The 13500-nt window shown below is 66.5% G+C and carries 12 protein-coding genes; 5 read left to right on the top strand and 7 right to left on the bottom strand.

What is annotated here, in order from left to right; translation table 11 throughout:
- The first annotated feature begins 43 nt into the window (after positions 1–43).
- Genes JQ639_RS09530 through JQ639_RS09520 form a run of 3 tightly spaced genes read left to right on the top strand, consistent with a single transcriptional unit; the run spans position 44 to position 4216 of the window.
- Entirely contained in the window at positions 44–3283 is a 3240-nt protein-coding gene (locus JQ639_RS09530) for an efflux RND transporter permease subunit (protein ID WP_211965870.1), read from the top strand.
- Positions 3284–3323: 40 nt separating this feature from the next.
- Positions 3324–3704 (top strand): hypothetical protein, encoded by a 381-nt coding sequence (locus JQ639_RS09525; protein WP_211965869.1) that lies wholly within the window; start codon positions 3324–3326, stop codon positions 3702–3704.
- A gap of 50 nt (positions 3705–3754) precedes the next feature.
- Positions 3755–4216: a hypothetical protein gene (locus JQ639_RS09520; protein WP_211965868.1), complete on the top strand. Its 462-nt coding sequence runs from the start codon at positions 3755–3757 to the stop codon at positions 4214–4216.
- Here JQ639_RS09520 and JQ639_RS09515 read toward each other — a convergent pair.
- A complete protein-coding gene (locus JQ639_RS09515; protein ID WP_211965867.1) occupies positions 4182–4787 on the bottom strand; it encodes a response regulator transcription factor in 606 nt (201 codons plus the stop codon). The genes JQ639_RS09520 and JQ639_RS09515 overlap by 35 nt on opposite strands.
- 244 nt (positions 4788–5031) lie before the next feature.
- On the opposite strand from JQ639_RS09515, the gene JQ639_RS09510 reads away from it, so the two are divergent.
- A complete protein-coding gene (locus JQ639_RS09510; RefSeq protein WP_211965866.1) occupies positions 5032–6621 on the top strand; it encodes a sensor histidine kinase in 1590 nt (529 codons plus the stop codon).
- Positions 6622–6633: 12 nt separating this feature from the next.
- On the opposite strand, the gene JQ639_RS09505 is transcribed toward JQ639_RS09510, so the two are convergent.
- Complete coding sequence (locus JQ639_RS09505; protein WP_211976400.1) at positions 6634–7056, bottom strand: hypothetical protein; 423 nt, start codon at positions 7054–7056, stop codon at positions 6634–6636.
- Between the two features lie 93 nt (positions 7057–7149).
- Here JQ639_RS09505 and JQ639_RS09500 point away from each other — a divergent pair, with 93 nt between their 5' ends.
- Positions 7150–7455: a hypothetical protein gene (locus JQ639_RS09500; RefSeq protein ID WP_211965864.1), complete on the top strand. Its 306-nt coding sequence runs from the start codon at positions 7150–7152 to the stop codon at positions 7453–7455.
- A gap of 33 nt (positions 7456–7488) precedes the next feature.
- On the opposite strand, the gene JQ639_RS09495 is transcribed toward JQ639_RS09500, so the two are convergent.
- From JQ639_RS09495 to JQ639_RS09475, 5 genes are all read right to left on the bottom strand, one after another.
- A complete protein-coding gene (locus tag JQ639_RS09495) occupies positions 7489–10191 on the bottom strand; it encodes a DUF2339 domain-containing protein (protein WP_211965863.1) in 2703 nt (900 codons plus the stop codon).
- Positions 10192–10245: 54 nt separating this feature from the next.
- A complete protein-coding gene (locus JQ639_RS09490; RefSeq protein WP_211965862.1) occupies positions 10246–11229 on the bottom strand; it encodes an NUDIX hydrolase in 984 nt (327 codons plus the stop codon).
- A 179-nt stretch (positions 11230–11408) separates the two neighbouring features.
- Entirely contained in the window at positions 11409–11915 is a 507-nt protein-coding gene (locus JQ639_RS09485; RefSeq protein WP_211965861.1) for a tyrosine phosphatase family protein, read from the bottom strand.
- 127 nt (positions 11916–12042) lie between these two features.
- Positions 12043–12660: a YfbR-like 5'-deoxynucleotidase gene (locus JQ639_RS09480; RefSeq protein ID WP_211965860.1), complete on the bottom strand. Its 618-nt coding sequence runs from the start codon at positions 12658–12660 to the stop codon at positions 12043–12045.
- A gap of 78 nt (positions 12661–12738) precedes the next feature.
- Entirely contained in the window at positions 12739–13389 is a 651-nt protein-coding gene (locus JQ639_RS09475) for a glutathione S-transferase family protein (RefSeq protein WP_211965859.1), read from the bottom strand.
- Between the last annotated feature and the right edge of the window lie 111 nt (positions 13390–13500).

The following is a 13500-nucleotide window of genomic DNA, read 5'->3' as shown; positions in this document are numbered from 1 at the left end:
CTGCGATATCGCCGCGGCAAACCAATCACGAAAGAGGCAGGCTGTGCTGAAGGGAATTCTTGCGTTTGGCTTGACCCGGCGCCCGATCGTCATGTTGGGTCTGCTGGTGTTCATCGGTGCCGGCATCCTGGCGTTCACCAGGCTGAACATCGAGGCCTATCCCAATCCGGCACCGGTGATCCTGGAGATCACGGCGCAGGCGCCGGGGCTGTCGGCCGAGGAAATGGAGCGCTACTACACCGTTCCGATGGAGATCGGCCTCTATCCGACGCCCGGGGTGGACAATATCCGCTCGACGTCGTTCTACGGCCTGACCTTCGTGCGTGTGACTTTCAAGTATGGCGTCGATTATTATGCCGCCTATACCCAGGCGGCGCTCAGCCTGCAGCAGAACGTGACGCTGCCGCAGAACCAGATTCCGCAGATCCAGCAGTCGAGCCTCACCGGCGAGATCTTCCGCTACCAGCTCGTCGGTCCGCCGCATTTCGGGTTGACCAACCTGCGCACGGTGCAGGACTGGGTGGTGCTGCGGCGGCTGTTCTCGGTGCCGGGCGTGGCGCAGGTCAATTCGTGGGGCGGCACCACCAAGCAATACAATGTCGATGTCGATCTGCATCGGCTGGAGGCCTATGGCGTCACGGTTCCGCAGATCATTACCGCGCTCGGCAACGCCAATATCAATGTCGGCGGCCGCGAGATCACGGTCGGCCAGCAGTCGATCAACATCCGTGGCGTCGGCCTGATCGACAGCGGCGGCACCGACGATCTCACCAAGGGCTATCGCACAGAGGATGTCGAAAACATCGTCCTCAGCCAGTCGAACGGCGTGCCGATCACGATCAAGGACCTCGCCAAGGTCAATGTCGGTTTTGTTCCCCGCCTCGGCATCGCCGGGCGTGACCGCGAAGACGATGTCGCGCTGTCGATCGTGGTGATGAACCGCACGCTGCACACCAATGATGTGCTGCCGAAGGTGAAGGCCGAAGTCGAGAAGATGAACAGCGATGGCACCTTGCCACCGGGCGTCAAGCTCGTGCCCTATTACGATCGGGGGTCGCTGGTGTCGGTGACCACCCACACCGTGCTGCACAACCTGATCTTCGGCTGCGTGCTGGTGTTCCTGATCCAGTGGATTTTCCTCGGCGATCTGCGCAGCGCGATCATCGTTGGCGTCAACATTCCCTTTGCGCTGTTCTTCAGCGTGATCATCCTGGTGTTGATGAAGGAGGATGCCAACCTGCTGTCGGTCGGCGCGGTCGATTTCGGCATCATCGTCGATTCCGCGGTGATCCTGGTCGAGAACGTCTTCCGCAACTTCCAGTCGCGGCTCGACGAACGGCAGAAGGCGCTGGGCCATCTGAGCGATGGCGCCTGGGGCGACGATCCGACCCGGGAGCGGCCTGGCGCGCGTAACAGCTGGACCGATCGACTTCGCCTGATCCTGGTCAGCGGGCTGCAGGTCGACACCGCGATCCTGTTCTCCGCGGCGATCACGGTGGCGGCGTTCGTTCCGCTGTTCACCATGCAGGGCGTCGAGGGCCAGATCTTCAGCCCGATGGCGCGGACCTATGCCTATGCGCTGGCCGGCGCGCTGATCGCAACCTTCACGATCACGCCGGTGCTGGCGTCGTACCTGCTGCCCGACCGCGTGCATGAGACCGAGACCGTCGTGGTCCGTGCGCTGCGCGCGATCTATGCGCCGGTGCTGCGCTGGTCGCTCGCCCACCGCAAGACGATGGTGGCGGTCGGGCTCGGCTTTCTCGGGCTGATCAGTCTGCTGGGTACGCGGCTTGGCAGCGAATTCCTGCCGCATCTGGAGGAGGGCAATCTCTGGATCCGCGTCGCCTTGCCGCCGTCCCTCGGGCTGGACGCGGGCACACCGGCGACGGGGAAGCTGCGCGAGATTCTGCTGCGCCATCCGGAAGTCATTACGGCGGTGACCCAGCACGGCCGGCCGGACAATGGCAGCGATGCGTCGCCCTTCTCCAACATCGAGATTTTCGCGCCGCTGAAGCCGTACGATGAGTGGCCGACGGGCTACACCAAGGAGAAGCTGACGGAGGAGTTGAACAAGGAGTTCACCGACGCGGTGCCGGGAGCGACCTTCAATTTCTCGCAGTACATCCAGGACAACGTCGAGGAAGCCATCTCGGGGGTCAAGGGTGCCAACTCGGTCAAGATCCTCGGGCCGAACATGAAGGTGCTCGAGGAACTCGCGACCAAGGTCCAGGTCGAAATGGAAAAGGTGCGCGGTGTTGCCGATCTCGGCGTGTTCCACGTGCTCGGCCAGCCGAACCTCAACATCAAGGTGGATCGCGAGAAGACCGCCCGCTACGGGCTGAACACCGGCGACGTCAACACTGTGATCCAGGCCGCGCTCGGCGGCACCTCGGCCACCAATCTGCTCGAAGGCGACCGCCAGTTCAGTGTCGTGGTCAGGCTCGACAGGGCCTACCGCGACAATCTCGACCAGGTCGGCGACATCAAGGTGGGCTATGCCAACGCCAGCGGCGGCACCGCGTATATTCCGTTGCGTGAGCTCGCCACCATCACGCTGGATACCGGCGCATCCTACATCTACCACGAGACCAGTACGCGCTACATTCCGATCAAGTTCAGCGTCCGCGGCCGCGATCTCGGCGGCACCGTCGAGGACGCGCAAGAGCGGATCGCGAAGAATGTCAAGCTGCCGAGCGGCTACCGCATCGTCTGGTCCGGCGAATTCGAGGATCTCGAGCTCGCCAAGAAGCGGCTCGAGGTGGTGGTGCCGATCAGCCTGCTGCTGATCTTGGTGCTGCTCTATGGCCTTTTCAATTCGCTGCGCGACAGCCTGCTGGCGCTCGCGGGCATTCCGTTCGCGATCGCCGGCGGCATCGTCGCACTGTACGTGTCGGGCCTCGACTTCAGCATCTCGGCGGCCATCGGCTTCGTCTCCCTATTCGGCGTGTCGGTGATGGATGGCATCCTGATGATCACCTACTACAACCAGGTCAGGGCCGAAGGCATGCCGACGACGGAAGCCATGTTCCATGCCGCGACCCAGCGCATGCGGCCGATGCTGATGACCGCGATGTCCGCCTGCATCGGTCTGTTTCCGGCGGCGATCTCGACCGGCATCGGCAGCCAGGTGCAGCGGCCGCTCGCCACCGTGGTCGTCGGCGGCATGCTGATCGGGCCGGTCATGCTGCTGGTGGTGGTGCCGGCGCTGCGCATGATGTTCCTGCGCGGCGAGGACGAGGCCGAGGGCGCGGGCGGCTCGGGCCATCTGGCGCCGGCGGAGTGAGGCGTGTCGGATGTTTGACGGCAATCGGCGGGAGCAAAACATGAAGTCGGGTTGGCGTGTGGCGATCGCGGTGATGGTCGTGATGACCGGGACGATGACGATCGCGGCGGCCGGCACCGCGGACCGCAAGACGATCAAGTTTCGTGGTTCGACGGGGCCTGCCGTTGCGCCGCCGCCTCCGGCGCCCGTGCCGGTCGTGGCTGCACCGCCGCCTCCGCCCGCCCCGCCGCCCCCGCCTGTGCCGGTCGTCAAGCCGGCAACGCCGAAGGCGGCGAAGGCGATGTCACCCGCCACCAACGCACCGGTCGTCAATGGGACGACGATGACCAAGCCGGCCGCGACGACCGCGACCGTCGGCGGCTCCTCATCGGCGCCGACTGGAATCCTGAGCGGCAGCAGCGTGTCGATCCGGCGGCCCTGAGCGATCCGGCTGCACCGGGGGTGGGGATGTGACGAGCGAGCGACGTGCCCATGAGCAGATGGTTCGACTTCCTGATCGGAACGGAGCCGGCGGCCGCGGCAGTGCAGGCCACATCGTCCACCGTGGAGCGGTCGTGCCCCGATCGCGGCCTGAGCGAGCAGATCCGCGACATTCTTCGCCTCGAACTCGAAATCGCGGCGGAGTGCGCGCTGAAGCGGGGGAGCCTCGCTGCGGCGACCCGGCTCAAGGAGCTTGCGGACACCACGCGCGATGTCGATATGGCGGCCCTGCACGCCTATGCCCGTCTGCTCGACGATCTCGGGCGCGCGGAGAGAACTTCGCATGAACTGCGGCGGGTCGGCGTCGGCTGGTTTCCCGACAACGCCGCCGATTATGTCGCTGGGCTGGTGTCGCGGGCGAGCGCGCAGGTGGGAGCAAAGGCCGCGCCGGACGCGGCCCCGCAGTCTGCGGACAGTCCTAGGGTTCGATCAGCCGCCCGGTCACGGCCTTGATGGCGGCCTGGGTGCGGGTCGCAACGCCGAGCTTGATGCGGGCATTGTCGACATGAAAGTCGACGGTGCGCTTGGTCAGCCCGAGAATCTGGGCGATCTCCGCCGACGTCTTGCCGCGGGCGACCCAGGTCAGCGTCTCCACCTCGCGATCGTTGAGCTGCACGTCGCGGGCCCACACATCGGTGCGTGCGATGTGGGCAAGCCGGGCGGTGACGATCGCGGCCAGCACATCGAAATCGATCGGCTTGGTAACATAGTCGTCGGCGCCGAGCTGCCGTCCCTTGATCTCGCTTTTGCGGTCGGTCAGGGCGGTGAGAAAGACGAACGGCATGTTGTTGAAGCGCGGTCCGATCCGGGTCAGGTGCTCCAGCACCTCGAACCCGGACATCACCCGCATGTTGATGTCGCACAGGACGAGGTCCGGCATGGTCTTGAAAATCGCGGCGAAGCCTTCGCCACCGTCATAGGCGAGGGCGACTTCGAAGCCCCGTTCGGTCAGTTCCTCGGCGATCAGCGCCGCGGTTTCCCGATCGTCCTCGATACACAGGATCTTCTTCTTGGTCTGGGTCATCGGCAAGACACGGCTTCTCAAGACAACAGAATAAACATATCACGGCCCGCTCCTGCGATCAGGCCGGACGGGCAGCTTAGCCGATTGGCCCGGCAAAATACCGAGGTCTTCCGCGATCGGGCAAATGTGATAAATCACAGTAGCCGGGACCGGCAAAGCGTCATGATGAACGGCACAACCGGGCCCCTTGCATGGCGCCGCCGGTTTGAGCGCCTGGTTCGGGGCGCAGCCTCAGGTGACGACCATGTATCCGCGCTCGCTGAACTTCTCCCTGTCCCTGGTATTTGTGTTCTTTTTCCTGCTGGTGGCGGTGCTCGGATCGTTCAGCATCGAGCGTCTGAGCGAGTTCAACCGCTCGTCGGCGGATGTCCGCGACGTCTGGCTGCCGGCTACCCGCGTCATCGGCGATCTCAACAATTTCACTTCGGATTTTCGGGCGGCGGAGGGGCGCTACCTGCTGTCGTCGGCTTCCGAGTCGGCTGCCAGCAAGCGCGAACTTGAAAGCCTCGGCCATTCGGTGGAACAGGCGCAGGCGGCCTATGAGGGCCTGCGCCGTTCGCCGGCTGCTTCGGGCCTCTATGCCCGCTTCAAGGACGGTTGGATCGCGTACCGCCGCATGGTCGACCGGGTGCTGCAGCTGCACGAGGCCGGGCAGACGGCCGAGGCGGTCAACCTGTACCGCACGGCCTCGCAGGCGAGCTATGACGTGGTCAACGACGCCCTGGACACGGTGACCCGCCTCAACGTGACCAGCGCCAACGCGGCGAGCGACGAGGCCGATGCCGCCTATCGCAATGCGCGCGGCTGGATCAGTGCGGCGATGGTGATGGCGGCACTGCTGGGCATGGCGGCTCTGGTCTACGTCAAGCGCTTCATTTCGCGCCCGTTGCAGCAGCTGGCCGTCGGCATGCGCAGGCTCGCCGGCAACGACACCGACATCGAGATCCGCGGCGCCGAGCGCATCGACGAGATCGGCGAAATGGCGCGCGCCCTTGGCATCTTCCGCACCAACGCCATCGAGCTGATGCTGAGCCAGCGCTCGCTGTCGCAGCAGGCCTCGATGCTGGAGGAAAAGCTGGCGCAGGAGCAGCTGCTGACCCAATTGCAGCAGGATTTCCTGTCGATGGCTTCGCACGAGTTTCGCACGCCGCTCACTGTCATCGACGGGCAGGCACAGCGCCTGATCAAGCTCGGCGATCGCGGCGAGGTCGATGACACCGCGACGCGCGCCCGCAAGATCCGCACCGCCGTGCTCCAGATCACCACCGTGATCGACAAGCTGCTGAACAGCGCGCGCCTGATCGACAGCGGCGCCCAGCTCTATTTCCATCCGGCCGAGATCGATCTGCGCACGGTGCTGGCCGAGGTGTGCCAACTGCACCGGGAGATCGCGCCGCAGGCCAGGATCTCGCAGCAGCTGGGGACCGCAATCCTGCCGGTGTTCGGCGATGCGAAGCTGCTGTCCCAGCTGTTCGGAAATCTGATCTCGAACGCACTGAAATATTCGCCTGATGGCAGCCCGATCGAGGTGACAGCCATGGTCGAGCGCGGACAGGTCGCGATTACCGTACGCGACCAGGGGATGGGCATTCCGGACAAGGATCTGGCGGACATCTTCGGCCGCTACAAGCGCGGTAGCAATGTTTCGGGAATCGTCGGCACAGGGGTCGGGCTGTATCTGGTCAAGATTGTTGCCGATCTGCATGGCGGCGGTGTTTCGGTGGACAGTACCGAAGGCCGGGGCTCACGCTTCATCGTGGCTCTGCCGGTCTCGCGTTCGCCGGTGAAATCGCGGGTCCCCGAGCCTCTCGCGGCGAGTACGGGCGACTCCTGAGGCTCTCCTCGGTTACGCGTCAGTGGCGGGTTCGCTGCCGCAGGGCGACATGTCCTTGTAGAAGCGATCATAGGTCTCGCGGCTGACAATCAGTCCGACCTTGCGGGCGGCCTTGGCGAAGCGCAGGAAGGCCTGATGTTCGGCCTTGCGGCGGCTGCGCTGCGCTGGGGCATTGTCGTCACGATGGAGAGCTTTCCCGACCCTGCCAGCGGCAGCGGCGGGTGGCTCCTCCGGAATGTCATGTTCGGCTGAAGGTTTGCGGGGAGGCCGCGGTGGCATGGTCGTAGGCTCGGGAATCGCGCGACGAATTGCCACATTGTACCGCCAGGACAGGCGCGTGCGCCAGCTGAGAAAAATAACAGGACGCTTGCGGAGATGTGACAGTCGACGCAGCCCGCTCATCATGGTTGCATCATCGTGCCATGCCGAAGCCATCTGTCAGGTTCGTGTCAGGCGGGTTCGCTACCATTCATCGAGGGTATTGAGCCCATGGACAGGGTACCGTCCTGTGCCGCCAGTAGATCGATCTTGAAGCGTATGATCCTTGCACTGGCGGCGTTGCTCGGCCCGGCTGTCGTGACGCAGGCGGTTGCAGCGCCGGCGCCTGTTTGCACGGTAGCCGTGCTGCAGGCGGACGAACTGCCATACGCACCGTTCGGCACGTGGCTGGTCAAGGCGACGCTCCAGATCACGCCGCAGAGCGGCGTGCGCTATCAGACGACGCTGTTCGAGGCGCTGCCGTGGCACAAGACGCTGCGGCGGGGCGATCGCTTCGGCATCCGCTGCGATCGCTTCCAGCCCGAGACGTTGCGCCTCAGCGATCTTGTGCGCTGATTTCGTCGGCCATCACGCGCGGCCGATGGCTGGTCATGTCTGGCCGGCGTCTGGTGTCGGCGGGCGTCGGCGCAACAGCAGGCGCTGATACAGCCAGCCGATCGACACCAGCACGAGGCCGAGGCCCATGAACGACAGCGCCCGGAAGACCCCGGTCAGCACCGACATGTCGATCACGAACACCTTCAGCACCGTCAGGCCGATGATCACCGCGGACGCCAGCCGCGCCCGTTGTGAGGGCAGGACGAAGCCGACGGCGAGCAGCGCAACGCCGAACAGGAGCCAGACGACCGAGTAGGCGTACTGCTCGGAGTCGGTCGTCGAGCCCGTCAGCACCGGGCCCTGGTAGAAACGCCGGACCTCGAGGCTGACGAACGCCAGGGCCAGCACCAGCGCGACGCCGGCGATGGTGTGACCATAGGCAGCCGGCCGACGCGGCGGCGCGACAGTGCGGGCGAGCCCGAGCGCGAGTACGGCCGGCAGCGCGTAGCCGAGTGTCAGCAGGCCGATGATCGCACCGCCGACATCGGCGCCGGTGAACAATGGCCATTCGCTGGTCAGCAGCCCGAGCAGGATGCCGCCCGCGGCATAGGCGGCGAGCACGATCGCGCCGATGTTGTGAACGATGCTGCCGCTGCGCAGCCGCAGCCGCTCGAGGCCGATCGCCATGGCGATGGCGACGCAGACCTGCAGCGCGACCTCGGCAAGGCCGGCTTGCGGCGCATAGACGTCGCCGCGGTTGATCGCGTGGCGGATCTCCATGAAGGCGAGCAGCACCGTGAACAGGATCGCGGCCGCTTCCATCATGCGCAGCGGCACGTCGTCGCCGCGCCGCCGCAACAGGTGTGCGGCGGTCCAGAACGACAGCGCCGGCACGCCATATCCCCACAGCAGCCAGTTCAAGACCGGCGTCGTTCCGACTGCGGCGCCGGCGATGCGCGGCTCATAGCCGATGCGCAGCGTGACGATGGCGGTGAGGATCGCTGCGAGCCAGCGCAGGAACGGGATCGGCCGCTGGTTGGCGATCCAGGCCGTGCCGGCGGACATCAGCGCGAGCGCGATGGTGAGCCAGCCTTTTTCAAGCGCGAAGGTCAGTGCCAGCGCCAGCGCGCCGAGCGTCGCGGTGGCGAACAGCGCCGTCGCGATCGCGAGGCCCGGCCGATGCTCGCGCTTGTTGAGCGCTTCGGTCGCCGCGCCATACGCGGCCGCCAGCACGACGGCGACGATGGCGAACGGGATCGAGCGGTCGAAGGCGGCGATGCGCGCATAGAGCGCGATCAGCAGGGCGAGGGGGGTGAATGTCGCCGTGGCAGCCCAGATCACGGGAACGGCAGCGGCGATGGAGCGGCCCTGCGCCGCGAAGCCGGCGATGCCGAAACCGGCTGCGACCACGGCGGCGGCGATGAGATGGGCGGAGACGGACGCATCCTGCGGCTGTGGTGCGACGCCGGCCATGGCGCCGCCCGCGATGGTCAGTTCACCGATGTCGATGGTCACCACCCAGCTCAGGAACACGAGGGCGCTCATCACCGCGCCGGCGGCGACCGCGCCGATGGCCGCTTCGGCGCGCCACGCGATGGCGATGGTCGACGCGATCAGCAGCGTGAACACGACCAGTGTCGAGGCGGCATGATCGGCTGCGAGCACGATCAGTGTTGCACCGAGCAGGTAGGCGGCGAGCGCGCCGGAGGATACCGGCTCGACACGGCCGTGCTCCATCGTCGGTCCGAACAGGAAACCACAGACCACGAGGCCTGCGGCGAGCGCGAAGCCGGCGATGACATGTAAGGTGTGCGGGCCGATCATCGACGGGCCGCACTGCAGGCATGGCGCGAGCCACAGCAGCGCGAACACGACGGTGGTCACTGCGAGCCAGCGCCACAGCCGCAGCCGCGCCAGCGCGAAGGCCGCCGCCGTCACCACCGCGAGGTAGACGTAGAGCGCCCAGTAGTCCGGCTTGCCGGACGACACCAGGATCGGCGTGACGAACGCTGCGGCGAGGCCGAGGCCGCCGAGGGCAGGACCATGCAGCAGCGCCGCGGCGAGCGTTCCGAGCGCGACCGCGCCGAGCAGAAGGAAGGCGGCGGCGGGCGCCAGGAAATCATAGAGCGCGTAGGAGACATAGACGGTTGCGAATGCCACCACGGTGCCCGCGGCGGTGAGGATCGCGGGGATGTTGGCGATCGGAAGCACCGGTATCTGCGCGACGCTGTCCTTGCTCCGCGTGATCTCGCCGGCGGCGAGCAGTGCCAGCGCGAACAGGCCGCCGAGCAGCACGCGCACGCCGGGGCCGATGAGACCCTGCTCGATGGAATAGCGCACCAGGAACAGGCCGCCCAGCGCGAGCGTCACGCCGCCGAGCCACACCGCCCAGCGCGTGCCCAGTCGCTCCTCGAGCCCCGGCCGCGCCACGGGCGCGGTCGGCGGCGCGTCGGCGACCGGCGGAACGTCCGCGAGCACCTCGGGCTGAGGCTGCGGGGGCGGTGGTGGTGGCGATACTGCACCGGGGGCGAGTGCGGCGCTGTCGGCGATCGGCAACTGCGCCGCGATGTCTGGTGGTGGCGTGGGCGTCCCGATGGCCGGCGCAATCGGCGCGTCCGTCGTGGCGGCGGCGGGCGCGGCCTTGAGCGCGGCTTCGAGCGCGACGACACGTTCGGCCAGCTTGTCGCTGCGGGTCAACGCCTTGCGTGCGAAGATCGCGGCCACGATGGCGATGATCAAAGCCAGAAATTCCATGGATCCTCCAGATCGACCGGCATGCCATGCGGCGTGGCCGGCCGCCACAAGACGTCAGCGTCGCCCGCGCACGCGCAGGCCCGGCGCCGGCCGCTCCTGCAGCACGTCGCGACGGAAGCGAAACAGCGCGGCCGGGCGACCGCCGGTGCGCAGCGACATCTCGCCGGTTGGCTCGACGACAGCACCGGATTCGACCAGGCGACGGAAGTTCTGCTTGTGCAGATGCCGCCCCGAGATCGCCTCGACAGTGTGCTGCAATTCCGTAAGTGTGAATTCCGGCGACAACAGTTCAAACACCACTGGACGATATTTCAGCTTGGCGCGCAGCCGGGCGATCGCGGTGGCAAGAATGCGGCGATGATCGAAGCGCATCGCGACGCCGAGCGGCAGTCGAGTGGTACGCGCCAGCGCCGCAGGTCGGCCGTCACGGCGGGCCTCCTCGACGAGGCCGGCCTCATACAGCAGCTCGTAGCGGTCGAGCACGTGCTCCTCGTCCCACTGCACGCCTTCGCCGCCGAAATGCAGGCGGACGCGGTCGGCGCGCGGCAGCGCGCGGCTGGCGTTCGGTGCCTCGGGCTCGGCGGCCCAGGCATGCAGCGCCGGCAGGATGTGCCGTTCGATGATCTCCGGACGCGCCGTGCGCCAGTCCTCCCACGGGAAATAGCGGTACCATGGCTCGAAAGTCGCGCCGGCGACATGGGGCTGGGCGTTCGGTTCAGCCGTGCGCGTCAGCGCCAGATAACCGACGGAGACGATGTGGGCATCGGTATCGCCGGGGCGGGCATGGCGGCCCCGGTCGCCGAACGTGTAGAGCTGCTCGACATAGCCGAGATGCAGGCCGGACTGCTCCTGCACCCAGGCGCGCAGTCCGATTTCGAAGGTGCGGTGCGCCAGCGCATCGAACGGCCCGAACGGCAGGCCACGCAGCGTGTCGCCGTCGCTCCCCGGTGCGGTCAGCACCAGCGGCTCGTTGGCCTCGATCGCCACGATGGCGGCGGTGAGGCCGATTTCGATGGGCCTGAGGAACTTGTCGGACATCGCAGGTGTGCGGTCGTATCCGGGTTGGCGCGGGGGGAATCGCTGGACGGGCGATCGGCGGGTGCGCCTGAGCTTAGGTCAAACCGGGGGACGCGTCATCCAACGGGCGGGATAACTCCGGCCGTGGTGTTGATGAGCGCTGAGGATGGAAGCCAGCGCCTGCGGGCGTCTTGCGGCGATCAGTCGATCTCGACGCGGAACGGGCGCCCCTCGACGCTCATGTTGCCGGGGCCCATGGCGTCGAGCGCGCGCAGCATGCGGCCGTTCCGGCCGAGCGCCTGGTCGGCGAGGGTCACGATCAGGCGGTTGGGAAAGGCGCTCGGCGATGCCGCGCGGATCTGGCGGGCGATCGACAGCTCGTCGCGGTCGGGGCTCAGGAGACAGGCCGCGGCGAAGGCGCTCGCGGTCGAGCGGCTGATGCCCGCATAGCAGTGGATCACCATCGGTGCGTCGCGCCGCCAGGCGCGGATGAAGTCGAGCACCTGCCCGACATGGGCTGAGGAGGGCGCGACGAAGCCGTCGGCGGCTTCGGTGATGTCGTCCATCGAGACTTTGAGGTGGTTGGCCACCGGCACGGACGGCGGCCGTTCGGCCTTGTCGACATTGCCCATCACCGTGAGGACATAGCGCGCACCCGTCGCCGTTACGGTGGCGGGCAGATCGGCGAGCGAGCAGACGTGAAGCATGGCGATCCCTGAGGCTGTCGCGCCCTTATAGGCCCCGCTCGCGGCGGCGGGAAGGTGGAACCGGCGGTATGGTCGTGCCGATCGCGGCTGTCCCGCTGCGCGTCCGGCAAGAAAGCAGGCTTCGCTTCTAATCCAGCAGGCTTTTGAAGCGCGCCAGAAATTGCTTCTCCGCCTTGCCCGCCGGCCACGGCGTCATGTAGCTCGCCTCGGTCTCCGCCGGCAGGCCGGGATCACGGCCGAACAGGCGGCGGGATTCGGCCTGCGAGAATCCGGCGAGGTGGGTGGCCTCGAGATAGGCCGCGCCCATGTCGGCCTGCTTGATCTGCGCTTCGATTTCGGGCGCGAGTTCGGCCGGCAGCCCGAAGCGGATGTGAATCGCCGACAGCAGCCGCTTCTCGATCTGCTTGTAGGCGCCGCCGATGATCGCCTTGAACGGCGAGATCATGTCGCCGATCACATACTCCGGCGCGTCGTGCAGCATGGCGGCGAGGCGGATGCGGTGATCGATGCGCGGCGCGCGCGCGCGCAGCACGGCCTCGACCAGCAGCGTATGCTGCGCCACCGAGAAAATATAAGTGCCGGACGTCTGTCCGTTCCAGCGTGCGACCCGTGCGAGGCCATGGGCGATGTCCTCGATCTCGATGTCGAGCGGCGAGGGGTCGATGAGATTGAGCCGGCGGCCCGACAGCATGCGCTGCCAGGCCCGGGGTGTATCGGAGGTCGTGGTTGTCTTGGGCGGGGCCATCGTGTCGCGGGGCGTTCCGAATCGTCAGGTCTGCGACGGTTATAGGACGCCCGGCGGCCGTCTGGCGACCGCTCCTCGCTATTCCTTCGGGACGAGATGGAGATAGGGTTCCGCTTCCTTGAGCACGCGGGCGTAGGACGAGCGCTGCGACAGCCGCTGATGATAGCGCATGGTGTGCGGGTGGCTGTCGGCGAACGGCATGACGTCGTTGGCATAGAACAGCGCGGGTGCGGCTGCGCAGTCGGCCATGCTGAAGGCGTCACCCGCGGCCCATGTCCGTGTCGCCATCTCCGCCTCGATGACGTCGAGCGCAGTTCTAAGGCGCTTGCGGGCTGCCTCGACGTCCATGGTGTTCTTCTGCGCGACCGGACGCGCACGATCGGCGATGACGATTCCGATCTGGTCGTTGACATAGAAGTCGAAGAAGCGGTCGCGCATGCGCACCTGCCAGGCCGCGTCGGGATCCGCCGGCACGAGCGGCGTCGGTCCCGGCCGGTGCAGCGCGAGATATTCGATGATGATGCTGGCCTCGCCGACGGTGACGCCGCGGGTTTCGTCGCGCAGCACCGGGAATTTGCCGATCGGCCACAACGCCTTCACTTCTGCACTTTGAACGGGATCGCCGATGTTGAGCACGTTTGGCTCAAAGGAGATGTCGTTCTCGTAGAACGCGATCACCGCCTTCTGGCTGTAGGACGACAGCGGGTGAAAGTACAGCTCCAGCGCCATGGCGACATCTCCAGACCGATTGCGATTTGCAACTGGTTGCCTTGGTAGGAAAACCAGTGCGAAAATGCAAGTGGTTTATTTGAGAGTCGTCAGCCGATGCCTCCGGGAACG

It is taken from the genome of Bradyrhizobium sp. U87765 SZCCT0048 (genome assembly GCF_018131225.1).
Classification (GTDB): domain Bacteria; phylum Pseudomonadota; class Alphaproteobacteria; order Rhizobiales; family Xanthobacteraceae; genus Bradyrhizobium_A.
The sequence above is the reverse complement of the archived record's forward strand: the minus strand, read 5'-3'. Positions and strand labels throughout refer to the sequence as shown.